The 25,698-nt window shown below is 69.7% G+C and carries 20 protein-coding genes; 14 read left to right on the top strand and 6 right to left on the bottom strand.

Annotated features, from left to right (window positions below):
• Positions 1 to 26 precede the first annotated feature (26 nt).
• Positions 27 to 1,028: an LLM class flavin-dependent oxidoreductase gene (locus WMF28_RS08840; RefSeq protein ID WP_437601662.1), complete on the top strand. Its 1,002-nt coding sequence runs from the start codon at positions 27 to 29 to the stop codon at positions 1,026 to 1,028.
• 64 nt (positions 1,029 to 1,092) lie between these two features.
• Here the strand turns inward: WMF28_RS08840 and WMF28_RS08835 are convergent, their stop codons facing one another.
• Positions 1,093 to 2,361: a PQQ-dependent sugar dehydrogenase gene (locus tag WMF28_RS08835; RefSeq protein WP_437601661.1), complete on the bottom strand. Its 1,269-nt coding sequence runs from the start codon at positions 2,359 to 2,361 to the stop codon at positions 1,093 to 1,095.
• Positions 2,362 to 2,514: 153 nt separating this feature from the next.
• Here WMF28_RS08835 and WMF28_RS08830 point away from each other — a divergent pair, with 153 nt between their 5' ends.
• Positions 2,515 to 3,711 (top strand): hypothetical protein, encoded by a 1,197-nt coding sequence (locus WMF28_RS08830; protein ID WP_437601660.1) that lies wholly within the window; start codon positions 2,515 to 2,517, stop codon positions 3,709 to 3,711.
• Positions 3,712 to 3,975: 264 nt separating this feature from the next.
• Complete coding sequence (locus WMF28_RS08825; RefSeq protein WP_437601659.1) at positions 3,976 to 5,289, top strand: inositol-3-phosphate synthase; 1,314 nt, start codon at positions 3,976 to 3,978, stop codon at positions 5,287 to 5,289.
• 98 nt (positions 5,290 to 5,387) lie between these two features.
• Here the strand turns inward: WMF28_RS08825 and WMF28_RS08820 are convergent, their stop codons facing one another.
• The 4 genes from WMF28_RS08820 to WMF28_RS08805 form a co-directional block, all read right to left on the bottom strand.
• Positions 5,388 to 6,512 (bottom strand): carboxypeptidase regulatory-like domain-containing protein, encoded by a 1,125-nt coding sequence (locus WMF28_RS08820; protein ID WP_437601658.1) that lies wholly within the window; start codon positions 6,510 to 6,512, stop codon positions 5,388 to 5,390.
• A 158-nt stretch (positions 6,513 to 6,670) separates the two neighbouring features.
• Positions 6,671 to 7,033, bottom strand: coding sequence for a hypothetical protein (locus WMF28_RS08815; protein ID WP_437601657.1), 363 nt, complete (start codon positions 7,031 to 7,033; stop codon positions 6,671 to 6,673).
• A 419-nt stretch (positions 7,034 to 7,452) separates the two neighbouring features.
• Positions 7,453 to 7,944: a Na/Pi symporter gene (locus WMF28_RS08810; protein ID WP_437601656.1), complete on the bottom strand. Its 492-nt coding sequence runs from the start codon at positions 7,942 to 7,944 to the stop codon at positions 7,453 to 7,455.
• 477 nt (positions 7,945 to 8,421) lie between these two features.
• Positions 8,422 to 9,537, bottom strand: coding sequence for a diacylglycerol/lipid kinase family protein (locus WMF28_RS08805; RefSeq protein WP_437601655.1), 1,116 nt, complete (start codon positions 9,535 to 9,537; stop codon positions 8,422 to 8,424).
• Positions 9,538 to 9,932: 395 nt separating this feature from the next.
• Between WMF28_RS08805 and WMF28_RS08800 the strand changes: the two genes are divergently transcribed.
• Positions 9,933 to 10,616, top strand: coding sequence for a hypothetical protein (locus WMF28_RS08800; protein WP_437601654.1), 684 nt, complete (start codon positions 9,933 to 9,935; stop codon positions 10,614 to 10,616).
• 271 nt (positions 10,617 to 10,887) lie between these two features.
• Here WMF28_RS08800 and WMF28_RS08795 read toward each other — a convergent pair whose 3' ends face one another.
• Entirely contained in the window at positions 10,888 to 12,405 is a 1,518-nt protein-coding gene (locus WMF28_RS08795; RefSeq protein ID WP_437601653.1) for an ATP-binding protein, read from the bottom strand.
• Between the two features lie 99 nt (positions 12,406 to 12,504).
• Between WMF28_RS08795 and obgE the strand changes: the two genes are divergently transcribed.
• From obgE to WMF28_RS08745, 10 genes are all read left to right on the top strand, one after another.
• A complete protein-coding gene (gene obgE, locus WMF28_RS08790) occupies positions 12,505 to 13,527 on the top strand; it encodes a GTPase ObgE (RefSeq protein ID WP_437601652.1) in 1,023 nt (340 codons plus the stop codon).
• 789 nt (positions 13,528 to 14,316) lie between these two features.
• On the top strand, positions 14,317 to 16,212 hold the full coding sequence (locus WMF28_RS08785) for an amino acid adenylation domain-containing protein (RefSeq protein WP_437601651.1): 1,896 nt from the start codon (positions 14,317 to 14,319) through the stop codon (positions 16,210 to 16,212).
• Positions 16,209 to 17,198 (top strand): chlorinating enzyme, encoded by a 990-nt coding sequence (locus tag WMF28_RS08780; RefSeq protein WP_437601650.1) that lies wholly within the window; start codon positions 16,209 to 16,211, stop codon positions 17,196 to 17,198. Before WMF28_RS08785 ends, WMF28_RS08780 begins: the two co-directional genes overlap by 4 nt.
• Positions 17,195 to 17,566, top strand: a complete 372-nt coding sequence (locus WMF28_RS08775) for a cupin domain-containing protein (RefSeq protein WP_437601649.1) — start codon at positions 17,195 to 17,197, stop codon at positions 17,564 to 17,566. Before WMF28_RS08780 ends, WMF28_RS08775 begins: the two co-directional genes overlap by 4 nt.
• 76 nt (positions 17,567 to 17,642) lie before the next feature.
• Complete coding sequence (locus WMF28_RS08770) at positions 17,643 to 18,809, top strand: alpha/beta fold hydrolase (RefSeq protein WP_437601648.1); 1,167 nt, start codon at positions 17,643 to 17,645, stop codon at positions 18,807 to 18,809.
• Between the two features lie 21 nt (positions 18,810 to 18,830).
• Positions 18,831 to 20,273 carry an FkbM family methyltransferase gene (locus WMF28_RS08765; RefSeq protein ID WP_437601647.1) on the top strand — a complete coding sequence of 481 codons (1,443 nt, stop codon included), beginning with the start codon at positions 18,831 to 18,833 and terminating at the stop codon, positions 20,271 to 20,273.
• 71 nt (positions 20,274 to 20,344) lie between these two features.
• Positions 20,345 to 21,586 (top strand): benzoate/H(+) symporter BenE family transporter, encoded by a 1,242-nt coding sequence (locus WMF28_RS08760; RefSeq protein WP_437601646.1) that lies wholly within the window; start codon positions 20,345 to 20,347, stop codon positions 21,584 to 21,586.
• A gap of 58 nt (positions 21,587 to 21,644) precedes the next feature.
• Positions 21,645 to 22,418: a thioesterase II family protein gene (locus WMF28_RS08755; protein ID WP_437601645.1), complete on the top strand. Its 774-nt coding sequence runs from the start codon at positions 21,645 to 21,647 to the stop codon at positions 22,416 to 22,418.
• Between the two features lie 57 nt (positions 22,419 to 22,475).
• Complete coding sequence (locus WMF28_RS08750) at positions 22,476 to 23,645, top strand: acyl-CoA dehydrogenase family protein (protein WP_437601644.1); 1,170 nt, start codon at positions 22,476 to 22,478, stop codon at positions 23,643 to 23,645.
• 178 nt (positions 23,646 to 23,823) lie between these two features.
• Positions 23,824 to 25,515 (top strand): pyridoxal-phosphate dependent enzyme, encoded by a 1,692-nt coding sequence (locus tag WMF28_RS08745; protein ID WP_437601643.1) that lies wholly within the window; start codon positions 23,824 to 23,826, stop codon positions 25,513 to 25,515.
• Positions 25,516 to 25,698: the final 183 nt, after the last annotated feature.

Genomic DNA, 25,698 nt, shown 5'->3' with positions numbered 1-25,698 from the left:
GTGCAACAGTCCAGCGAGGTGCCCACATGACCCCCTTTTCCGTTCTCGACCTGGCTCCGATCGTCCAAGGCGGGGATGCCGCCCAGGCCTTCCGCAACACGCTCGACCTCGCCCGCCACGCCGAGCGGCTCGGCTATCGCCGCTACTGGCTGGCCGAGCACCACAACATGGCCGGCGTGGCCAGCGCCGCGACCTCGGTCGTGATCGCGCACGTGGCCGGCGGCACCTCGACGATCCGCGTCGGCGCGGGCGGGATCATGCTGCCGAACCACGCGCCGCTCATGATCGCCGAGCAGTTCGGCACGCTGGCGTCCCTCTTTCCGGGGCGCATCGATCTGGGCCTCGGGCGGGCTCCCGGGTCCGACCCGGCGACCGCCCGCGCGCTACGGCGTAACCTGTCCGGAGACGTCGACAGCTTCCCTCAGGACGTCCTGGAGCTCATGGGCTACTTCCGCCCGGCGGAGCCTGGCCAGCTGGTGCAGGCCGTGCCCGGCGCGGGCCTGAGCGTGCCGATCTGGATCCTCGGCTCCAGCCTCTTCGGCGCGCAGCTCGCCGCGGCGCTGGGCCTCCCTTACGCCTTCGCCTCGCACTTCGCGCCGGGCCAGATGGCGCAGGCGATCGCGCTGTATCGCCGGGAGTTCCGCCCCTCGGATCAGCTCGCGCAGCCGGTTGTCATGCTGGGGGTCAACGTGTTCGCCGCCGACAGCGACGAGGAGGGTCGACGGCTGGGGACCTCGCTTCAGCAGGCCTTCGTCAACCTGCGCCGCGGCCGCCCGGGGCCCCTGCCGCCGCCGGTCGACGACCTCGAGCGCCAGCTGAGCCCGCTGGACCGCGCTGGCCTCGAGCAGATGCTGGCCTGCACGATCGCGGGCTCGCCCGAGACCGTGCGGCGGGGGCTGGACGCGTTCATCACCCGCACCCGCGCCGACGAGCTCATGGTGAGCTCACCGATCTTCGATCATGCCGCGCGCGTGCGCTCGCTCGAGCTCACCGCGCAGGCGCGCGACGAGCTCGCCCGGGCGGTGTGAAGCCCCTCGCCGGCGGCGCGGGCTCGTGCCGGGCTCGGCGCCTGGAAAGCGCCACGCGGACGCCTCACCCCGGGTCGATCCGGTAGATACGCCCGGTGTTGAACATCACCACATAGATCTCCCCGGCGGCGTCCTCGCCGAACGAGGACGGGAGACCGTTCGGGCTCAACGCGGTGGTGAGCTCTGCGCGATCCGTCGCGGCCTTGCCGTCCCAAACGAAGGAGAAGAAGCGCCCTGTCACGTAATCGGCATACAGATAGCGGCCGCGCAGGCACGGGATCTTCGCCCCGCGATAGACGTAGCCGCCGACGATCGAGCCCGCCTCGCTGCGGGGGTGCTCGACCGTAGGCGGGACCCCGCGCGGCTTGCACGCCGCGCCCGGTGGATAGCAATGGGCGCCCTCCATCGCTTCCCAGCCGTAATCGTTCCTGCCCTGGCCAGCGCGCTCCACAAGGATCTCCTCCCAGCTCTTCTGACCGACATCGCCGATGTACAGGTCCCCCGTGAGCCGGTCGAAGCTGAACCGCCACGGGTTCCGGAGCCCGTAATCCCAGATCATCGGATCTCCGCCGGTCATGTTGCCCGCCGGCGCTTTCCCCGGCTGCTCGACGTCGATCCGGAGGATCTTGCCGAGCTTCGAGGTGAGATCGGCCGCCGGGCTCGGCGATCGCGCGGAGTCGCCGATGGCGGCGTAGAGGTGGCCGTCCTTGCCGAAAGCCAGCATGCCGCCGACGTGGTTCCAGGCGCCGTGCTTCACGTCGACGAGCGACCGGACCGGCTCGGGATGGGCGGCGTCTTCGCCCTGCGCCGCGCGCTTCCACTCCTCGATCACCACGTTGCCGCGCGGCGCTGACGAGTAATGAAGCCAGAAGCGCCCGTTCCTCGCGTAGTCCGGGTGGAAGGCGAGCCCGAGCAGGCCGCCCTCCGCGTTCGGCGCCGGAAAGAACACGCGCGATCGCACGTCGAGGAAGGGCGCCGGCTGGACCGCGCCGTCCTTGACGAGCCGGAGCGTCCCCGCCTTCTCGAGCACCACGAGCCGCGCCGGATCGCCGGGCGGCCCGGCGACATACGTCGGCTGGTCGAGCCCGCTCGCCACAAGCGTGAGCTTCAGCGGCGGGACGCCGCCGCACTTCGCCGGACGAGCCAGCTCCGCCGCGCTCGCCGGCGGCGGCGCAGGCGCGCCATCCGCAGCGGGCGCGCCCTCCGCCGCGGCGGGCGCCGGACCGGGGGGCGCCGCGCTCGCCTGCGCCGGCGGCGCGGCCGCGTTCCCTGCCGCGGCCGCGCCGGCGGCGCCGCCCTCGCGCGGCCCTTCGGGCGGCCCAGCGACCTGCACACGCCTGTCGCAGGCGGCTACACTGCCCGCGAGCAGGAGGCACAAGGCGGTCCGATGGAACGCGCACGCTCTCGTCACACAGGCAGCGCGCCCCGCGGCGCGGCGGTGGATCGGTCTCTCGGACAAGCGGACACCTCCGCCTCCACCTTCATCATGACCGGCCATCCATGGCAAGCCGTGGTCGCGTCGCTGCTGCTCGCGAGCTGCGGCGGTTGCAGCGCGCAGGAGACGCCCCGGGCCGATCCCCTGCCCGCGCCCGACCGGCTCGGCGCACACGCCGGAACGGCCGCGCGCGGCGCCGGAGCGGACGAGCGCCCAGCCGCGAGCGCGCCCGCCGCGCCCCGGGATCCGCCGCCCTGCAAGGACGGGGACGAGGATCCTCACGATCTCCGCTGCACCGGCCTCTACAGCGACTTCGGCGCGCGCTCGCTCGCGGAGGGCGTCCACGAGTTCAGGCCGGCGTTCGAGCTCTGGAGCGACGGCGCCGAGAAGACGCGCTGGATCCACCTCCCTCCGGGCTCGACCATCGATGTCTCCAGGATGAACGACTGGATTTTCCCTGTCGGCACCAGGCTGTGGAAGGAGTTCCGGAGCCCCGCCTCCGGCGCGAGCCGCCGCCTCGAGACGAGGCTCCTCTGGAAGACCGCGGAGGATCGCTGGACGCGCGCCACCTATGTCTGGTCGGAGGACGGCGCGAGCGCGCTGCAGGTGAAGGCCGGTGTTCCCCACGTGCCCGGCGCGGACGGCTATGCGATCCCGGCGCAGGTCGACTGCATCCGCTGCCACGCGGGCAAGACCGATAACCCGCTCGGCTTCGAGGCGATCCAGCTCGCCGCGCGGGGAGCAGGCGGACTGACGTACGCCGAGCTGGTCCAGCGCGGCCTGCTCTCGACGGCGTCCGGCGGCCCGCTGCCCAGCGCGGCCGCGCTCGAGGTGCCCGGGACCGAGACGGAGCGGCGCGCGCTCGGTCTGCTCCACGCGAACTGCGGTGTCTCGTGCCACCATCCGTCCGGCGTCGCCACGCACTTCGAGATGCGCCTCAACATCGATGCTGCCGGCCAGGTGGGCGATGTGCGCGGCACGCGCGTCTACCAGACGGCGATCAACCAGCCAGCGAAGCTCCGCCCGTCCGGGTCGCCGCCGGAAGCACGCTATTACCGGCTGAGGCCCCGCGATCCGGATCGCAGCACGCTGCTCCGCGCCATGTCCCGGCGCGACGCGCCCGGCGCAACGCCCGAGCAGATGCCGCCGCTCGCGACCCGCCGCGTCGACGAGGAGGCCGTCGCAGCGGTCCGCGCCTGGATCGAGGCGATGACCCCCGCCGCCGGCTACCCGCCCGCCGCGCCCTGACGGCATCTCCCGGCCGCCCGGCCGGCGCCGTCCGAGGCGCCGGCCCGAGGGGCGCGCCGGAAACCGGTGAAGGGCGCGCGCCGGAAACGCCCTCGCCCGCGCGCCGGGCCGTGGTGATCGCGGCCGCCGGGCTTCATGCTCCCGGCGGTCGCAGCGCCGCGCGGCCTCGGCCGACGCCGCGCTCGCCGCGCGCACGGCACCGGCGGATGCCCCGCCCCTGCCCGAGGAGCGCCCACGACCACGACCGGGGGGGGAACACGTCACGTGAAGCAGCCGAAAGAGATCAAGAAGGCAGAGGGCAAGCTCGGGGTCCTGCTGCCGGGGCTGGGCGCCGTCTCCACGACGACCATCGCCGGCACCCTGCTCGCGCGGCGCGGGCTCGCGGCGCCGATCGGGTCGCTCACGCAAATGGGCACGATCCGGCTCGGCCGGCGCACCGACCACCGCGCGCCCAGGATCAAGGATTTCCTGCCGCTCGCGACGCTCGATCAGCTGGTGTTCGGCGCGTGGGACATCTTCCCCGACAACGCCTACGAGGCGGCGCGCCACGCGGACGTGCTGGAGCGCCGCCACCTCGACGCCGTCCGCGAGGAGCTGGAGCGCATCCGGCCGATGCCCGCCGCGTTCTACCCGCAGTACGTGCGGCGCCTCAACGGCACCCATGTGAAGAAGGGCGCGAGCAAGGCCGAGATGGTGGAGCAGCTCCGGGAAGATCTCCGCGCCTTCCTGCGCGACAGCGGCGCGGCGCGCGCCGTCGCCGTCTGGTGCGGCTCGACCGAGGTCCACATCGCACCTGCGGAGGTCCACCAGTCGATCGCGCGCTTCGAGGCAGGGCTCGCCGAGGACCACCCGGCGATCTCGAGCTCCCAGCTCTACGCCTGGGCCTGCCTGAAGGAGCGCATCCCGTTCGCGAACGGCGCCCCGAACCTGACCGTCGACTTCCCGGCCGCGTGGGAGCTCGCGCGGAAGCAGGAGGTCCCCATCGCCGGCAAGGACTTCAAGACCGGCCAGACCCTGATGAAGACGGTGATCGCCCCGGGGCTCAAGGCGAGGATGCTCGGCGTCGCGGGGTGGTTCTCGACGAACATCCTCGGCAACCGCGACGGCGAGGTGCTCGACGACCCGGAGTCGTTCCGATCGAAGGAGGTCTCGAAGCTCGGGGTGCTCGAGCACATCCTCCAGCCGCACGTCTATGGCGAGCTCTACGGCAAGCTCTTCCACAAGGTGCGGATCGAGTATTACCCGCCTCGGGGCGACGCCAAGGAGGGCTGGGACAACATCGATCTCGTCGGCTGGCTCGGCTACCCGATGCAGATGAAGATCAACTTCCTCTGCCGCGACTCGATCCTCGCCGCGCCGATCGTGCTCGACCTCTCGCTCCTCCTGGATCTCGCGCAGCGCGCCGGGCTGCGCGGCACGCAGGAGTGGCTGAGCTTCTACTGGAAGAGCCCGATGACCGCGCCGGACCTGTATCCGGAGCACGATCTCTTCATCCAGTCGATGAAGCTCAAGAATACGATGCGCTGGCTCATGGGGGAAGATCTCATCACCCACCTGGGCAACGAGTATTACGACTGAAGGGACGGCGCTGCCGGAGCCCGGCGGTCGCGCAGCCGAGCCCGAGGACCGCGTGCGCCTTTCGCCACGCCGCCAGGGCGTCGCGGCCGGCGAGCCGCTCAATCCTTCGTGACGCTGGCCGGAACCACCGCGGCGTCGGCGGGCTTGGGCTGCTCGATCACGTCCAGGTTTGCTTCCGCGATGCCGCCGTTACGCACGTACGCCGCCATGGCCCGGCCCGCCGCGGTGACCCCGACCATGTAGGCGCCGTCCGGCACATCCGTCACCCGGTACGTCCCGTCGGGGCCTGTCATGGGGTAGCGCATGTCGAGCCCTCCCTCGCCCTGGTTGCAGGCGACCTGGACCTGGATCCCCCGGAGCGGCTTCCCGCCGGACGTGATGCGCCCGCGGATCTCGCCCGAGCCCTTCGCGAAGAGCGCGAGGTTTCGCTCGACGGCTTGCCCTTCCTTCACGCCCACGTGCACCACGTTGCGCTGCGCCGTGTCGAGCAGCTCCAGGCGCACCACGACAGGCGGGAGCTGCTCGAAGCGATATCGACCCTCGGCGTCGGTCACCGTGTTCACGAAGCCGATGCTCCGGTGAGAGGCCACGAGCCTCGCGCCGGCGAGCGGCTTGCCGTCGCTCCCGCGCACCACGCCGACGATGCTGCCGCCCGTGGCCATCGTGAGCTCGATCGGCGCCAGATCGTCGCACGCGGAGACCTGGACGCCCGCCGTCGTCGTGGCGTAGTCGGCGGCGTATCCGCGGACCAGGATCTCGCCGGCAGGGACGCGCTCCAGCCGGAAGCTGCCGTCGAGATCGCTCTGCGCCTGGCTCGCGGCATCCATCGACCCCTGGCTCACCGCGCCCGCGGCGTTGCGCGACTCCGCGTCGAGGAACACCCCTGCGAGCGGCGCGCCTTTCTCGTCATGAACCGTCCCCGTCAGCGTGCACCCGCCCGAGAGCGTCAGATCGACTTTGTGGGTCTCGCCGGCCCTGGCATAGACGAGCTCGGAAAACGCGGGCGCGTAGTCGGACGCGGTGATCCTGAGGAGCACCGGCCAGGCGGACATCTGGTCAAGACGGAAGGCGCCGTCCGGCCCCTCGAAGCGCTTCGACAGAAGGGGCGCAGGCGCCGCCGTGCTGTCGGGGGCCATCGTGACCACGTCGACGGTGAACCGCGTGATCGGCTCCTTGCGCTCGTTGTAGACATGCCCCTCGACGATCCCGCTCCTCGGGAGCATGAGGGCGACGTCGTGACCGCTGTGCGCGATGGCGAGCGTCGGGCCGTATCCCTAGGATGCCGACCGCGGATGGCGTCCCCGTCGCCGACTCGCCCAAGATCATGATGACGTTTGAGATGGGGGTGGCGGGGAACCCCCCGACAGCGCCCTGGAATCCATTACAGGTGGGGGTGAAGCCATCGCCGGCGTACATGACGCTGTTGATATTCCTCGTGATGTTTCCCGGCACCGTAGGTGCTGCCCATGCAGCTCGGGAAGGTGAACGTCGTCGCCTCCAGAACCTGGCAGAGGCGCGTGCCAAAGCCCGCCAAAGACGCTGGGGGCGACCAGAGCATGTTGTACGCGCATGTCCCGCTCGGGGCCAGCACGGGATTGGCGCCGTCGGGGCCGATGAACATGAACGTCCCTGTGCCGGACGGCGCCCCTTCGATGGTGATGGCGTGCGGCCCAGGCGCGATCGCCATGGCGCTGCCCGAGATCGACATGACGGCGAGCGATGCGAGGATCATGAGCTTCTTCATGAGACAAACTCCTTGTGTTTCATGCCAAGTGGAACATTGCACACACCAATCCCGAGACGAGCTTGAGGCGATAGCCCCCCTGACGAGAGCGGCAGAAAAGCTCGCCCTTCGCTAGCCATGCGTCGCCTGAAGGCGCGCTGCGCGCCCCTGTTTTTCTGGCGGAGAGTTTGCGCGAACGTTACGGTACGCCTCGCCTCCTGCCATCGAGCGCGCGATGCGCGGCGCTCTCCTGAAAGAGCTCAGGGTCGTCCGACCGGGGTCGCGACCGTTCGTCAGGAGCATGCCACTCACATTGAGCGCCACACATCGAGCGACGCTGAGCGCGCGGAGGCCTTCCGGCGTGGCCCGCTCCGGGCGGAGGGAGCTCTGTCCCGTACGGGGCCAGGCCCTCTGAGCCACCAGGATTCATGCGCTACGTGTTACGTGTCGCGGCGCCTAAGGGCAGCCGGAGCGCCCGGCTCCGCCCGCAGCGACCGGCCGGGGATGAGCCGCTCGATGACCCGGGCGATCCACGGCGTAAACGGAAGGACGAGCAGCGCTCCGGCCGTGTTGAAGAGGATATGCGCGTTGGCGATCTGCCGGCCGACGTCACCGGACGTGGCCTCCACGAGCCGGCTGAGCAGCCCGATCAGCGGGATCCCAGGGAAGGAGATCTGCCCGGCGCGAACGAGGCGGATCACGAGGATGGTCGTCGCTGACGAGGAGTCGAGGAGGGTCGTGGCCACGACCCCGACGAGCAGCCCCAGCAGCCGGTTGTCGGCGACCGCGGCGATCGACCGCTTCATCCGCTCGCCGGCCACCTCCTGCAGGGTTTGACCCAGGTGTCTAAGCCCGAACAGGAACAGGGCCAGCCCCGCGAGGACTGCGGGGACGATGTCATCCCAGGGCGGAGCGGAGTTGTTGAAAGGCATCGGTTTGCGTCCTTTGATCAGGAGAGCTGGGCGGTGAGCTCACCTGAAGTGTGTCGGACGCGGGAGACGCTCCCATGAAGAAGCGATGAAGCTGTTTGGCTCGACGCGAACGCGCTCTTCACGTTCGTGACCTCGACGACGTAGCTGCCCTTGCTGCTGTAGTAGGTGTCGTCGGGCGACTCGCGGAGGGTGAAGCTGCCGACGTCGCTCGAGCTCGACTAGACGGCCGTCTTGTCGAACGCGGGCAGCGCGGCGATGTCGATGCACAGCGCCTGAGTTGCGCGCGTCGGTGCGCTCCGGGGCGCGGGCGGGCCGCGCCTGGTCGGGCGCGCTGGGGGCGCGCTCCCTCAGCCTGGAGGCGCCGCCCTCCATCGGGAGTCATCAGCGGGTGATGAGCATTCCACCGCGCGAGGGTGCGCGGACGGATGGAGTCGCAGGTCAGCGGCGCTCCTCCGGCGTCTCGCGCGTCCTCGCGCGTTACCCTCGCGGCGGCGCGTAGAAGTCCACGATCCGGATCGGCTCGGTCAGCCGCACCCGCACGCGCGAGCGCTCCCCGCGGACGTCGCCGCCGATCTGGAAGCTCGTCGCCGGGTCCATCTCGATCGTGACCTCGTCGACGAAGTAATCGAACACCGTCTCCAGGTCGTCGAACTCCCCGTTCCAGATGCTCGAGAAGTTCCTCACGAACGTGAACGGCGAGATCATCGACACGCGCAGCTGCATCCGGTCCTGGCGATCGTCCGCGTACGGGAACATCCGGAAGCCGAAGCCGTAATAGGGGATCGTCGACAGCGCCGCGATCTTCGCCGGCCCCTCGTAGATGATGCCGCCCTTCTTGATGGGCGCCCCGAGGATCGTCCCCTTCTCGCCGACGCGGATCGCGTCGTTGCCCTCGTTGATGATGCGGCAGTGCGGCGTGCGCCGCACCAGGTAGCTCGGGATCGTCCGCGTCGTCGCGGCGACGGCGTACGCCACCGGCCCCGGCGCGAGCCGCTTCAGCGGGCCGCGCGCGAGCGCCGACTTCACCGCGTTGTAGTCGCGCAGCATCACCGCATCGATCCCGAAGCCGCAGAACGGCGACAGGATGTCCTCGGCCTCCACCAGCCGCAGGTTCCGGCTCCCGGCCTCGGCGCGCAGCCGCTGGAGGTCCACCGCGAGCCCAGGCTTCGCGCCCGCGCCCCCGGAGGCGCCGAGCACCCACGCCAGCGAGTTGCCCGTCCCCAGGCGGAGCAGCCCGAACCGCGGCAGCGGCAGCCCGCGCCGCTTCGCCTCGTTCACCACCGCCGTCACCACCACGGTGAACGTCCCATCGCCCCCGCCCGTGAGGATCGTGCCGTAACCCCGGTCAACCAGGATCCGCGCGATGCCCTCGCTCTCCTCCACCCGCCGCGAGACGAACAGATCCCCGGTGTCAAGAATTTGATCGAGCGTCTCGATCACCTCCGCCGTCACGCTCTTGGCGTTGCCGTTCACCACCACGGCAATCCGGTGGCTCGCCGCGCCCCGCGGCACGTCGCTCGGACGACGCGGCGCATCAGCGGCCACGGCCTGGAAGGCGTCATCGGAGCCGCGACCGGCGGGCGGAGAGGTCATGGACCGCGATCTACCACGACCGACCGCTGCGCTTGCACATCGCGCGGGCGGGCCGAAGGCGACCGACGGATCGAAGCGTCGAGCCCGCCGGGAGTTTGCTGTAGTCCAACGTGACCAGAACACCGCTCGCCGGCGACCTCCGACTTTTCGAGAGATGCCCAAGCATGCGATGCTCATGGGTTTTGGCTCTCGGACCGATCTTGGGTCATGCTGACCATCGGGAAAGCGAGACCCTCCCCGAAACTTAGTGGACGGGGAGGTCGATTTTTTGGTAAGGCGACGACCTGTCGAACCAATTGGGCTTGACAGCCGTGCGGGTCTTTCCCCCGCGCGGGCGGCGCGCGCTTGGGGCGAAGGGCCGCGACGATCTCGTACCCAGCGGGGGACGCAGCGACATGGCGAAGATCACAAAGCAGGGCAGCTCCGAGAAGACGGGCACGAAGAAGAAGGCCTCTTCGAGCGCCAAGGGGGGCGCTGAAGCTTCGCTTGCGAAACCCGTGAATCCGGTAATCAAGGAAGACTCGAAATCTTCGTCGAGCGCCTCGAAGCGTAAGCTCGGCCTCCGCGGCGCTGCGCCCTGGGCTGCCCGGCACGCCGCGAAGCACGCCGCCGAGGCGCGGGCCCGGGCCGCCGAGCCGGCGCCTCCCGGCAGCGCCCGCGCGACGATCCGCGTGCCCAGCGGCGCGGAGGAGATCAAGGCGAAGATCGGCGAGCTCCACAACCAGACCCAGAAGATCCGGACGCTCCGCAAGCGGCTCGACAAGGGGTTCTTCGATATCGGGGTGGTGCTCGCCGAGATCCAGCAGCAGGAGCTGTATCAGGCGAAGGGCTACGGCTCGTTCGAGGCGTTCCTCGAGCGCGAGATCGACCTCGGCAAGCAGACGTCGCTGCGCCTCATCAAGGTCGCCCACGTCTTCCAGCGCGAGGTGGCCCTCGACTACGGCATGGACCGGCTGTTCGTCGCGCTCGCCGCCCTCGAGGGCGACGCGGTCCCCAAGCCGGCCCCTTCCGCGATCCCCTCCGCTCCCGGCTCGAAGCCTCCCCTCCCCCTCAAGCCCCCCATGCGCATCGTCGGCTGAGCGGCGCTCACCCGCTGCGGATACGGGCCCACCTCGACGTTTTCGGTGCTCGGCGTACTGGAGTACGCCTGCGCGCCGAAAACGCCGATCTGGGCCCGTCTCCTGTGCGGGTGAACGCCGCTCGGGGGGGCCAGAGCTGCGGGTGAACGCCGCTCGGGGGGGCCAGAGCTGCGGGTGAACGCCGCTCGGGGGGGCCAGAGCTGCGGGGGAACGCCGCTCGGGGGGGCCAGAGCTGCGGGGGAACGCCGCTCGGGGGGGCCGGAGCATCCGATCAGATGCCGGCGCCGCGGGGCGGGGTGGAGGTGGGGGGGGGGCGGGAGACGGGCTCGGGGGTGAAGCGGGGGAGCCGCACGCGGACCGTCGCGCCCTCGGCGGCGCGCGTGTTGACCTCCACACGACCCATGTGCTGATCGACGATCTTCCGGACGATCGCGAGGCCGAGGCCGGTGCCCGCCGCCTTCGTGGTGAAGAACGGATCGAAGATTTCCGCGAGGATCGTGGGGTCGATCCCGGGACCGGTGTCCGCGATCGACAGCCAGACCTCGTGCGCGTCCCCCGAGGCACACGCGCGCAAGACCCCGCCGTCGGGCATGACGTCGAGGGCGTTGACGACGAGGTTCAGGACCACCTGCTTGAGCTTCTCCACGTCGCCGAGCGCGAAGCAGTCGTCGGCCAGGTCGCGGACGACCTCGACCCGGTGGCTCGCCAGCGCCTCCTCCTCGAGATCGAGCACGTCGCGGACGACCCGGGCCAGGTCGACGGGCTCGCGGTGGGGCGCGCGAGGGCGGGCGAGCTCCAGGAACTCGCCGAGGAGCCGGCCCAGGCGGCCGATCTCCGCCTCGACGATGCCGACCCGCCGCTTCATGGGCTCGCGGATCGCCTCGTCGGAGAGACGGTCGATGCCGCGGCTGAGCAGGTGGAGCTCCAGGACCGCGGCGTTCAAGGGGTTCCGGATCTCGTGCGCGAGCCCTAGGGCGAGCGGGGCCATGGCGTTCAGGGCCTCGGCGTCGGCGGCGCGCCGCTCGAGGGCGCGCCGCTCGGTCACGTCGATGCCGATGCCATAGACGAGGTCGGTCCGGCCGCCGCGCGCGCCGCTGCGGACGCCGGAGAGGTGCCAGCGCACCCGGCGGATCGCGCCGACCGCGTCCCGGACGCCGACCTCGACCTCGGCGGCGGCGTCGCCCTCGACGACCCCCTGGAACGACTGGTTGAACCGGCGCTGCTCGGTCTCGTCGACGAGCGCCTCGCAGAACGGCATGCTGAGCGCGGCGTCGCCGCCCACCCCGGTCAGCGCGGACAGGCGCGGGTTGAAGAGGGCGACCTGCCCCTCGGCGTTCAGGCCGAGGATGAGCACGTCCGCCGCGTCGACGATCGCCCGGTACCGCCGCTCGAGCTCCTCCCGCTCCCGCTTCAGCGAGATCTTCTCGATCGCCTGGGCCACCGTGGAGATGAGCTCCTCGGGGCGGAACGACTTGAGGATGAAGGCGAAGGCGCCGGCCCGGAGCGCGGCCATCGCGGCGTCCACGGTCGCGAAGCCGGTCACGAGGACGATCTCGCCGTGGGGGGCGGCGGCGCGGAGCGGGGCGATGAGCTCAAGGCCGCTCGCGTCCGGGAGCTTGACGTCGACGACCGCGACGTCGAAGCCGTCGCGGCGGGCGGCGGCGAGCCCCTGCTTGCCGTCCGACGCGAGGGCGACCTCCACGTCGAGCTCGCGCGCGCCCTCCAGGACCTCGCGAAGATTTCCGGCGAGGCTCGTGTTGTCGTCCACGATCAGGATTCGAGCGCGCACCTGGGATCTCCTGGCCGAGCGGTCGGGCGGGCGGCCCGATGCACGGGGCGGCCTTCCGCTGTGGGGTCTTTCCTAAGTTCTATGCTATGAGCCGCCACCATGCGTTTCGTCGATCGATGCCGTCTGAAGGTCATCGCGGGGGATGGCGGCAATGGAGCGATCGCATTCCGGCGCGAGAAGTACATCCCGTTCGGCGGCCCAGCGGGCGGCGACGGCGGCCGCGGCGGGGACGTCGTCTTCGTGGGCGACGAAGGTTTGTCCACGCTACTCGACTTCACCTACGCGCGCACGCTCGAGGCTGACCGGGGCGAGCACGGGATGGGGAGCGACTGCCACGGGCGCGCCGGCGCCGACCGGGTCGAGAAGCTCGCGGTGGGGACGCAGATCCTCGACGCGGAGAGCGGCGAGCTGATCGCCGACATGACCGAGCACGGCCAGCGGGTCGTCGTCGCCCACGGGGGCAAGGGGGGCCGCGGGAACCTGCACTTCAAGTCGCCGCACGACCGGGCCCCCCGGCGCGCCGAGCCCGGGGAGCCGGGCGAGGTCCGCGAGCTCCGCCTGGAGCTGAAGGTGCTCGCCGACGTCGGCCTGCTCGGCTTCCCCAACGCCGGCAAGAGCACCTTCGTCGCGGCCGTCTCGGCGGCCCGGCCGAAGATCGGCGACTATCCCTTCACGACGCTCACCCCGACGCTCGGCATGGTCGAGATCGGCGGCGGCGGGCGGGCGGGCGGGTCGAGCTTCGTCATCGCGGACATCCCGGGGCTGATCCCCGGCGCGAGCGAGGGCGTCGGGCTCGGCATCCAGTTCCTGAAGCACGTCGAGCGGACGCGGGCGCTCCTCCACCTCGTGACGCTCGATCCCGGCGAGGGTCGCGAGCCGCTCGCCGACTACCGGGCCCTCCGCAAGGAGCTCAAGAAATTCAGCCCGGAGATGACGGGGCGCCCCGAGATCGTCGCCCTGACGAAGGCCGACCTGACCGAGGTGCGCGAGGCCTACCCGAAGCTCAAGGCGCGGTTCGCGAAGGCGAAGGTGAAGCTCCACCTCGTCAGCGCCGCGACGGGCGAGGGAGTCCCCGAGCTCATCAACGAGCTCGCGGCGCTCGTGCGCAACCGGGAGGCGTGAGCCCCTCGGCCGGGGCGGCGGGGCGCGACGGCGTCCCCTTCCTCCGGTAGCTCGGTCGGCGCGGGCGTCCTCCGGCGCGCGCCTCCTCTCTCTCCTCCTTCCTACCTGCGTGGACGCGCGAGACGACGCGCCTGCCCTCCTGGCCGTCGCCGACCACGCGTCATGCCGTCGTGCTGCACAGCCCGCCGGCGAGAGCCGCCACCCGACCAGCTCCCTTGATCCGGACGCGGGCGCGTCCTCCGCTGCCGCAGAGACATTTGTGTCGAGCAGGTTTCGCGGTGCATCGGGTCGACGCCTCCTTACATGACGGACGAGTCCATGACTCGCATTCGCCATCTCGGCCCCCGCGCGCCGTATTCGTGCGCGTCCTCGCGGCCCGACGCGCTGAACACGCAATCCGCTACAGAAGTACAGAAGCGCTGCGCGGTCGAACGATGAGACCGCACGATTTGTAAACATTCTCTCATATCTCTCGCCGAGGTGCGCTCCTCGTGCTCGCGTCCTCCATGTCGCTCGAACCTCCAAAAATGTTTCTTGACCCACTACCGCCCGCAACATAGTATGGCCCCCAAGAACGATAGATATCGTTTTTTTGGGGGGGGTTCGTGACCTAGCGCTCGTCGCTTGGCTTCCTGCAATCATTGGTTGCATCGACGCCGTTCCTGCGCGCCTCGCGATGTGCTTTGGACATCGTGCGAAGACGCCTTGGGGCGCCGATATCCTGAGCGAACGAGCAGACGTGCAGTGCCCCTCCCTCTGCCAATCGCCGTTTTCGCAGAGGACATATCGATGCTTGAAACCAGGGGTGAAGCCCTAAGAAGGGCGCTGGGCGAGCAGGTGCAGCAGTTGCCCGGAAAATGTTTGCACGAGATCTTCACGGCAGTGGCGCTGACGCATCCCGATCGCGTGGCCGTCAGCACGCCGGAGGACGACATCTCGTATGGCGAGCTGAACGGGCGCGCTGACCGTCTCTCGCGCACGTTGCTGACGCTGGGCGTGGGTCCGGATGTGCTCGTGGGACTCTACGTAGATCGCAGCATCGACATGATCGTCGGGTTGCTCGCCATCCTCAAGGCGGGCGGCGCGTACGTGCCTATCGATCCGACGTACCCGGCGGAGCGGGTTCAGCTCCTTGTCCGCGACAGCGCCGTCATCGTCAGCGTATCGCGCATCGCCGCGCCCGGCCTGGACGATTGCCAGGCGAAGATCGTCATGGCCGATCAGGACCCGGCGCCCGTCGGCGCGGAGCTCTCCGACGCGCCCCCGGCGCGCGTCTCCGACGGCAATCTCGCGTACGTGATCTACACCTCCGGCTCGACCGGAAAGCCGAAAGGAGTGCTGATCGAGCACCGCAACGTCGTTCGGCTGTTCGAGAAGACCCGCGCGTGGTTCGGCTTCGACGAGCGCGACGTGTGGACCATGTTCCATTCGATCAGCTTCGACTTCTCCGTCTGGGAGATCTGGGGCGCGCTGCTCTATGGTGGGCGACTGGTCATCGTTCCGTTCGACGTGTCGCGAACACCGGCGCGGTTCCTCGCGCTGCTCCGGGACAAGCGCGTCACCGTCCTGAATCAGACGCCATCGGCGTTCCGACAGCTCGTTGCGGCCGATCTGGCCTGTGATTCGCCGGCGCCGCTGTCGCTCCGGCTCGTGATCTTCGGCGGCGAGCGCCTGGACACCCAGCAGCTCGCGCCGTGGATCGCGCGCCGCGGCGACCAGCACCCGCAGCTCATCAACATGTACGGGATCACGGAGACAACGGTCCACGCGTCCTACCGACCCGTCGCCCGACAGGATCTCGCAGCGCCCGAGATCAGCCCGATCGGCGTCCCGCTGCCGGACCTGCGGTTCTATCTCCTCGACGAGGCAGGGCAGCCTGTGCCGGACGGCGCGCCGGGCGAGCTCCACATCGCCGGTCCCGGCGTCGCGCGCGGCTACCTGAACCGTCCGGAGCTGACCGCCGAGCGCTTCGTGCGCAACCCGTTCGGCGATGACACCGGCACGCAGCTGTATCGCTCTGGCGATCGGGTCGTGCGCAGGCCGAACGGCGAATACGCCTACCTCGGCCGCACCGACGAGCAGATCAAGGTGCGCGGGTTCCGCATCGAACCGCGCGAGATCGAGCTATGTCTCAACAGCCACCCCGATCTGCTCGCCAGCGTCGTCGTGCCTCACGACTACGGCGATGGAGACGTCCGGCTCGTCGCCTATGTCGTCCCCGGGCCCGGCATTCAGCCCGACCCGTCCTGGGCCAGCAGGGTCGGCGCCGAGCTGCAGGCGCGGGCGGCCGCGGCGCTGCCGGTCCACATGAGGCCGTCGGCCTATGTGGGCATGGCTTCGCTGCCGCTCACGGCCCACGGCAAGATCGACCGCACCGCGCTCCCTGCGCCGGCGGCGGGCCCGCGCATGGACGACGCCGCGGGCGACGCCGCGAGCCCGATCGAGGTGCAGATCGAGGCGATCTGGCGGCAGATCCTGGACCTGCCGCGCGTCGGGAAGGACGAAGACTTCTTCGATCTCGGCGGAACGTCCCTCGCGCTCATCCGGATGTTCGGTCGGGTGAACGACCACTTCGATACGGATCTGGATCCCGCCGTCATGGGCGATGGCGCGACGATCGCCCAGCTCGCCAGCTGCATCGACAAGGCATTGAACAACCAACAAGCGTTGAGAGTCCAAGGATGAATACTCACTCGGGGAAAAGCCCCATTTTTTCCTTGACGCCGCACGAGATCGGCGAATTTCACCAACGCGGCTATGCCGGTCCTTTCACGATGTACGAGCCGGAGGAGATGAAGGAGCTGTGGAGGCGCGAGCGGCTCAAGATGCTCGACCGCAGCGCCGCGATCTACCAGGACGAAGCGGCCAAGTCCGGCGTGACGAACATCGCCAACTACGACCGCCATCTCGATAACGCCTTCCTCGCGTCCCACATCAGCCGGCCGCAGATCGTCGACCGCGTCGCCAGCATCCTCGGACCGAACGTCCTGTGCTGGCGCACCGAGTTCTTCCCGAAGTACCCGGGCGACGAGGGGACGGACTGGCACCAGGCCGACACGTTCGCCAATGCCTCCGGTTCGCCCCAGATCGTCTGGCCGGAGGACGAGGAGTTCGGCGGAACGATCACGGTGTGGGCGGCGTTCACCGAGGCCACGGTGGACAACGGCTGCCTGCAGTTCATTCCGGGCACCCATCGCACCATGTTCTACGACGAGACCAAGCGGATGCACTACGATCCGAGCCAGATCAACAGCAAGGAGAAGGGGAGCACCCGGCGCGGTTTCTTCGGGTACGACTACCGCCAGCTGCAGATCGACCCCGACTGGCAGCCGGACGAGTCGAAGGCGGTATCGATGGTCATGCGGCCCGGACAGTTCATCATGTTCTGGTCGACGCTGATGCACGCGTCGCACCCTCACAGCGGCAAGACGAAGGATATGCGGCTCGGCTTCGTCTCCCGCTACGTGCCGACCTCGGTGAGGATCTACCCCGACACCGAGATCATCGAGGAATACGGCGGCAAGGTGAGCCTGGAAAAGTACGGCGCGGTGCTCGTCAGCGGTCGTAATGAGTTCACCCACAACCGGATCGCGACGTGCACGACGCGCGGCGACCGCTTCGTCTGCCGAGATACCGCGGCCCCGCTCGCGCAGCAGGAAGCGCTCGCATGAGCGAGGCGCTCGTCACGCGCGTGTCCCTGGCGGAGAAGTTCGCGCTTGTTGATCGGTACTGGACGCCGAAGATCGCGGGCGAGCTGAATGGACAGTATGTCAAGCTGGCGAAGTTCCACGGCGAGTTCGTGTGGCACAAGCACGACAACGAGGACGAGATGTTCCTGGTCGTCAAGGGCGAGCTCACGCTCAAGCTGGAGGACCGCGACATCACGCTCGGTGAAGGGGACTTTGCCGTCGTGCCGCGCGGCGTCCTCCATCTGCCGGTGGCCACGGGCGAGGCGCACGTCCTGCTCTTCGAGCCGAAGAGCACAGTCAACACGGGCGAGCTGAAGAATGAGCTTACTGCCGACTGTGAATGGGTCTGACCCCCGTCCGCTGGCGGGTGGTCACGAGGGGCCCCAGGCGTCCGCACGCACGGCCGTGCGGCGCCTGGCGGAAGCGATGTCAACCATCGCGCCTCTCGTGAACGCGCTCGACGCCCCGGTGCGCGCTTCGGCCTCGGGGCCGGGCGCGCCCGCGGGCGGAGAACCGGCGTCCGCCGAGCGGCGTGACGAGGTCCAGGGGCTGCTCGACCGACTGGCAGACGGCATCGCGGCGCCGCGCATCGTGCTGCACCGCGATGCCGCCCCGCTGTCCGCCTTCGAGCTCATCGTCAGCGAGCGCCTGGCGCTCGCATCGCTGTTCGAGCTGCCGCCCGAGGCCCTCCGTGCGATACGCCCCGAGGTAGACGGGATCGCGCAGGAGTCGCGCGCGCACAGCGTCGAGGCGGTGCTCGCGCGCTCGGACCTGCAGTCCTGGGACGGCGCCCCGCTGCGGGTCTACGCCCGAGGGCCGCGCGACGGCAAGGCCGTTGTCCTCGTTCCGGCGTGCGGCATGCCGATCGGCCTGTGCGAGCCCTGGGTGCGTCGCCTCGCGCAGGGCTTCCGCGTCGTCACCTGGGAAAGCCGCGGGCTCTTCGGCGCGTTGGGCACGACGGAGGAGTTCGACGCGCGGGCATACGACGTGCGGGCGCAGGCGCGCGATCTCTTCGCCGTCATGGACCACGCCGGCGTCGAGCGCGCGCACGCCACGGCGCTGTGCGGCGGCGCCGTGATCGCGCTCGCCGCGGCCGAGATGGCGCCGGAGCGCATCTCGTCGTTGAGCCTCTGGCACGGCGACTACGAGCTCGGCCAGGACGCGCCAAAGACACAGCATCAGCGCGACGTCCAGATGCTGATGACGATGGCCGGCAGGGGGCGCGCTCAGGCCGCGGGCCTGCAGAGGATGTTCAGGCGGCCGTCGGTGCTCGCCAAGGTTCGCACGGACATGGCCCACCACGTGATGTATCCCTATGCGAACGGCGAGCTCCTCTACCGTTACGGCCGGTTGAACGGTACGATCATGGACCACGACTGCAGACCCCTGCTCGACCGGGTGGGCCAGCCGGCCCTGGTGGTGACGAGCCATGACGACGAGACCGCGCACCCGGAGGGGTCGCGGTACGTCGCCGGGAAGTTGCCCCGCGCCACGTTGCACGTCGGGGAGCACGGGGATCACCTGTCGCTGTTTGAAGCCGAATCACGCCTCGCCGATCTGGCCGCCGCGTTCATTGCTCGCGAAGCGAACTGACGAATGGGGCAGGAGAAAAATATGAGCCACAACGACAATGAGGTAACTCGAGCGCTCGCCTCGTGTCTCCGCGGTCATGCCGCGGTCGAGGCGGCCGTCGTCGCATCGGGCGGTGATGGCCCCGGCGCCCTCGTCGCGTGCATCGTGCCGGATGCACATCGCGCAGGGGAGATCAGGCGCGCGTGCGCCCTCGAAGCGGACGGCCGCCTGGAAGGATTGTCGCTCCACGAGCCGAGCCCCGATCTGCTGGTCGCGCAGCGGAACCGCACGGAGACCGACTTCCTGTACCGAGAGATCTTTCTCGACAACGCCTATCTGCGGCACGGCATCGATCTGCCCGAGCAGGCGTGCATCATCGACGTGGGCGCGAACATCGGGATGTTCAGCACGTTCGCGGCGAAGACCTGCCCGACGGCGCGCATCATCGCCATCGAGCCCATCGCCGAGCTCAGCCGAGCGGTGCGCGCCAACGCAGAGATCCACCGCGCGAACATCACGGTGCTGAACTGCGCCATGGGGAGCGAAGCGGGACGGACCGAGCTCACCTTCTATCCGAACAACACCGTGATGTCAGGCCGCTTCGCCGACGCGGAAGACCGAGACGTGCTGCGCGCCTACCTGATCACCGGAGAGGGCGCGCAGCAGGGGCGCCTGCTGGACGACCTCGTCGCGGACCGCATGGTCATGGAGCGGCGGAGCTGCGAGGTCATGACCTTGCGGCAGGTGGTCGAGCTTCAGCGCATCGAATCGATCGATCTTCTGAAGATCGACGTCGAAAAGGCCGAGATGGACGTCCTGAGCGGCATGGACGAGGCGACGTGGGCCAAGGTCGCTCAGGTCGTCATCGAGGTCCACGACATCGGTGGTCGGCTCGGCGATGTCCTGAAGATGCTCGGCGATCGAGGCTTCGTCGTCGCGCACGACTGCGACGCCCGCATGGTGAAGACGGGCTGCTATACCGTCTACGGCTACCGGGCGCAGAGGCGACGCGCCGGCGCGCGGGCCGGAGCGGCCGCGCCCGACGTGCGCTGGCCGTCGCGGCGCAGGCTGGCCGATGACCTGCGCGCGTCGATCGCGAGCCAGCTCCCCGGCTACCCGATCCCCGAGCGCTTCCTGTTCGGGAGCGCCCTTCCCACCGAGGCGAGCCTCCGCGAGCTCGCGGCGCTCTCCCGCGCGGGCGATGCCCCGCACGCGCCGGGGGGCAGCCGCAGCGAGGTCGAGTCGCGCCTCGCCGGCATCTGGCAGGAGCTGTTCGGCACCGGCGAGCTGCGTCGTGATACGGACTTCTTCGAGCTCGGCGGGAACTCCCTGACGGCGGTGCGGCTGCTCTCCCACATCGAGGACAGCTTCGGGGTAGACGTGCTGGCGCCCGACGATATCTTCACGACGAGTCGGCTCGGCGACATGGCGGCCGCCATCGATGCTGCGCTCGCGGTGCGTCAGGCCGAGGGCGGCGCCGCGTGAGCCGGCGCGGCGTGACGTCACCCGCCGGTTGGCTCACGCGCGCGACGGATGATTGACGCTACCGTGACTGCATGTTCATGCCGATGTCGATGACGAGCTCAGTTCCCCTATCGACCGTCGCCGCGGGGTTCATCACCGTCCTCGTCGGCTTTACCAGCGCGGCCGCGATCGTCTTCCAGGCCGCCAGCGCCGCCGGTGCCACGCCGGCCGAGCTGAGTTCCTGGATGGGGGCGCTCGGGCTGGGCATGGGCGTGACGTGCATCGGCCTCTCGCTGCGCTACCGGGCGCCCGTCGTCACGGCCTGGTCCACGCCGGGCGCCGCGCTGCTCGTCACGAGCCTCGCCGGCGTATCCATGGCGGAGGCGATCGGCGCATTCCTGTTCTCGGCGGCCTTGATCACGATCTGCGGGCTTACCGGCTGGTTCGAGCGGGTCATCGACCGGATCCCGCTGCCGATCGCCTCCGCCATGCTGGCCGGCGTGCTCGCCCGCTTCGGGATGGATGTGTTCACCGCCATGAAGACCAGGTTCTTGCTGGTCTTCTCGATGTTCTTTGCCTATTTGCTGTGCAAGCGCCTGTGGCCTCGTTACGCGGTCATCGTGGTGCTGTTCCTTGGTATCGTCATATCGTGGTGGCAAGGCTTGATCCATATCGAGTCGTCCCAGCTCGCCCTGGCGACGCCGACGTTCACCATGCCCTCGTTTTCCTTGCCCGTGCTGGTCGGCGTCGGTATTCCGCTGTTCGTCGTGACGATGGCTTCGCAGAACGTCCCCGGCGTGGTCGTCATCCGCGGCTCCGGCTACGCGACGCCGGTGTCTCCGTTGATCACCTGGACCGGCGCCACCACGCTCTTGCTGGCGCCGTTCGGCTGCTTCGCGCTGAACCTCGCCGCCATCACCGCCGCCATCTGCATGGGGAAAGAGGCCCACGAGGATCCGTCGAAGCGCTATCTGGCGAGCGTGGCCGCCGGCGTGTTCTATTTGCTCGTCGGCGTGTTCGGCGGGGCGGTCGGCATGTTGTTCACGGCGTTTCCCAGAGAGCTCGTGCTCGCCGTGGCTGGCCTCGCGCTGCTCGGCACGATCGCGAACGGCCTCTCGGGGGCGATGAAAGACGAGCGCGCCCGCGAGCCTGCGCTGGTCACCTTCCTGGTCACCGCGTCCGGCGTCTCGCTGTTCGGAATCGGCGCCGCGTTCTGGGGGCTCGTCGCCGGCATCTTCGCGCTGGCAGCCCTCACCTGGTTCCTGCGCGCCGCTCCCTCGCAGGCGAGCGCCGCCCGCGCGCCCGCCGTTCCAGGGCGAGTCGACGCGCGATGAGCTCGACAGGCTCTGCAACGCCGCCGGCCGCCCCGCCCTTACGCGTCGAGAGGCAGAAATGAGTACCGAGCAGATCCGTACCGTGGTCCCTGGCCCTCATCGCTGGATCTATCGCCCGGCCCCGCGAGCGAACGCGCGGCTCCGCCTGTTTTGCTTCCCCTACGCAGGCGGCAGCCCCACGCTGTTCCGGAGCTGGGTCGACGCCATCCCGGCGGACGTGGACATCATGGCAGTGCGGCTACCTGGCCGCGATAACCGGATCAAAGAGCCGGCATACCGCGAATGGCCCGCGTTGCTCGCCGCCATCGAGGATTCGCTGCGAGAGCTGCTCACCGGGCACTTCGTCCTCTTCGGCCATAGCATGGGCGCGGCGGTGGCCTACGAGCTCGCCCGCCAGCTCTCGGCGAAGGGCCGGCCGCTCCCGGCGCATCTGCTGCTCGCCGGCTGCCGCGCGCCGCACGTCCCTCGCTACATACCGGCGATCCATCACCTGCCGGACGAGAAGTTCTACGCGGGGCTGCGCGACATCAGCGGAACACCGCCAGAGGTCCTGGCAGACAAGAGGTTCATGACGCTGCTCGAACCGACGCTGCGCGCGGACATCAAGCTGGCGGAGACGTGGTCGGGCGCGGCGGGCCAGCCGCTGGGCATCCCGATCACCGCGTTCGCCGGCGTGGACGACGCGATCGCTCCGCCGGACCGCATGCCGGAGTGGGCTCACTATACGGAAAAGCGGTTCGCCGCCCATACGCTCCCGGGTGAGCACTTCTTCATCCGGACGTCGGAGGGTGCGATGCTGAGTCAGATCCGTGCCGTGCTGGAATCCTGCTGACGGGCAAGGAGAGCATCACGTGGATCGGGGCAAGAGGAGCGTGGATCGAGAGACGCCATGAAGTCTGTCTATTTTTCGCCCGAGCACCATGCTTTTCGTGATCGCGTACGGGAGTTCCTGTCGCGGGAGGTTCTGCCGTTCGCCGACGAATGGGAGCGCGCTCGGTGTATCCCGCGGCACGCTTGGCTGGAGATGGGTCGCCACGGGCTGCTCGGACTGCACTACCCGAAGACGTACGGCGGAGCCGAGCTCGATTTATTTCATTCCGTGGCGTTTCTCGAGGAGCTCGGTCGCACGGGGTATGCTGGGTTCCGCGCCGCCGTGTCGGTGCACGAGTACATGGCGACCCATTATCTCGCCACGTCCGGCAGCGAGGCCCTGAAGCGCAACTATCTGTCGAAGGCCGTCGCCGGAGAGCAGGTCGCGGCGCTCGCGATCACCGAGAAGGACGCCGGCTCCGACCTGAATCGCATCGCCACCACAGCGGCACCCGACGGCGGTTGCTTCGTTGTCAACGGCGAGAAGACCTTCGTCACCAACGGCACGACGGCCGGCTTCATCACGCTGGCGGCGCGCACCGCCCCCGCGTCGACCACGGCCAAGCACGGCGCCACCGGGCTCTCGCTCCTGGTCGTCGATGCCGACTCGCCTGGCATCTCCAGGCAAAGGCAGGACAAGATCGGGTGGCATTGCTCCGACACCACGGAGCTCCGCTTCGAGAACGTGCGCGTTCCTGCCGAGAACCTGATCGGCAAGCCCGGCAGCGGCTTCATCTACCTGATGCGCGGGTTCCAGCTCGAGAGGCTGGTCGCAGCCACCCTGGCCATCGGCGGGATGGATCGCTGCATCGAAGAGACCCGCCGGCACGTCCTGGGGCGGCGCGCTTTCCAGGGGACCCTGGCGGGCCTGCAGACGGTCCGACATCGAATCGCTGACCTGGTGACGAACATCGAGGCGGCGCGACAGCTCGTCTACCACGCCGCGTGGCTGCACCAGCGCGGGGAGCTGCCCATCGCTGAATGCTCGATGGCCAAGCTCTGCGCCACCGAGCTGGCGAGCCGCGTGGCCGCCGAGTGCATGCAGCTGCACGGCAGCCACGGCTACCTGGAAGGGTCGGCCATCTCGAGGATCTACCGCGACGCGCCCGCCGCGACCCTCGCCGGCGGGACGAGCGAGATCATGCGCGACATCATCGCCCAGATCGCCATCGAGGAGAACCATCGATGAGGGTCATGCGCGGCACGGCCCGCTGGTTGCCGGGGTCCTTCTTCAGCGGAAGCATGTGCGCGAGGAGCCGTGGTGTCGTCGCGGCGTATGCTCGGCGCGCTCATCGGAGCAGCCGAGCGCGCCGCGCGGGGCCGGCGTGACTCACCTCGACGGGTCGCCCCGCGCCGCAGGTGATGGGATGAACCGCTGGCTCAGGCGCTTGGATGCGCTCGAGGCGTCCGAGCGCCTTCGCGAGCCGATGATTCAGATGGCGAGCGCGGCCATGGCGGCGCTCGCGTCCGCTGCGCGGATCGTGGGCCGGTCGCTGCCTCGAGGGCATGTTCGCGTCCTCGATCTCGGCTGCGGCGCGCTCCAGCCTGCAGCCGTGCTGCGCGACACGCTCGGGGCAGATCGCGTCCGCTTCACGATCCTCGACGGCGATGAGACGACGCTCCAGCGCGCCAGCGATGCGCTCGGCGATTCCATCGTCGCGGCCCACGCGCTGCCCCTCGATCCGCCCGGAATCGCGGCGAGGCTCGGAGATGCGCGCTTCGATATCGTCCTCTCGGTCGGCGCGGCGCATCGGCTGTCCGATCGCGACAAGAGGGCTCTCTTTCGCATGATCTGCGCGCACCTCGCGCCGCACGGCGCGCTCCTGCTGCTGGACATCTTCCGGCTCGAAGGGCTCGCGCGGGAGCTCGGGTGCGCGGCAGGAGAGCTGATCCACGAGCGGGCGACGAGCGGCGCCGCGCCGGACGGCGCGGCGCCGGAAGGGCGCGCCGGCGATCGGCCGGCCGCCGTGGAAGATCATCTCCTCTGGCTACGGCAGGACGCGCACATGGACGCAGCCTGCGCGTGGCGTGGATGGGACGCCGCGCTGCTGGTCGCGCGCCGGGGTGATGGGCGCGCGGCCGGCGCGCGGTGGCCGGGCGAAGCCACGGCGGGGGTCGTCGCGAGCGTGGCCGATACGATCGGCGACACCCCGCTCGTGGCGCTCGACCGCCTGTGTCGCGGACAGGAGGGGTCCATCCTCCTCAAGCTCGAGATGCGTAACCCGGGCCTCAGCAAGAAGGACCGGATCGCGCTGGACATGGTGCGCGCCGCCCGCCGCACGAGCGCCCTGCGGCCCGGGCAGCCGCTCGTCGAGCTCACGAGCGGAAACACCGGCGCCGGGCTGGCGATCGCCTGCGCGATCCTCGGGCATCCCTTCGTGGCGGTGATGAGCGCGGGGAACTCGATCGAGCGCGCTCGCATGATGATGGCCCTCGGCGCCGAGGTCGTGCTGGTACCGCAGCACCCCGACTCGGTGCCCGGCGTCGTCAGCGGGCGCGATCTCGCGCTTGTCGAGGAGCGCGCCCGCGCCATCGTGCTCGAGCGGGGCGCCTATCGGACAGACCAGTTCGAGATGGAGGCCAACGTCGCGGCGCACGAGCACGGGACAGGCGCAGAGATCCTGAGGCAGACCGGCGGTAGGGTGGACGCGTTCGTCGATTTCGTGGGCACGGGCGGCACGTTCACTGGCGTGGCGCGGGCGTTGAAGCACGCGTTGCCGGCTGTACGCACGTACGTGGTCGAGCCCACAACGGCACCCTTCCTGGCCGGTGGAGAGGTGACCGATCAGCGACACCGCATCCAGGGTGGCGGCTACAGCCGGGAGCTGCCCCTCCTCGATCCGGCGCTGTGCGACGGCTATCTCGCCGTGAACGACGACGAAGCCATCGCCGCCGCCCGCCGCCTCGCCCGGGTCGAGGGCATCTTCGGAGGCTTCTCGACGGGCGCGAACGTCGCCGCCGCAGAGAAGCTGCTCGCCGGACCGCACCGCGGGGAGACCGTCGTCTGCCTCGCGTGCGACTCGGGGTTGAAGTACCTCAGCACCGATCTGTACCCATAAGCTTGGCGCTGAAGCGAGAGCAGGAGCGAATGAGTGCACGGATGAGCCCGTCCCCGCCCCGCGCGACGAACACCCGCCTCGGGGGGCATACCGCGGGCACGGAACCAGGGACGAGCTTGAGCGACGAGGAGCTAGGACACCGATCACGTTGATCAAACGAGAAATGAACCGCCAAGACACCAA

The organism is Sorangium sp. So ce590, assembly GCF_051521365.1.
GTDB lineage: Bacteria > Myxococcota_A > Polyangia > Polyangiales > Polyangiaceae > Sorangium.
This window is presented reverse-complemented; position numbering and strand designations above follow the sequence as displayed.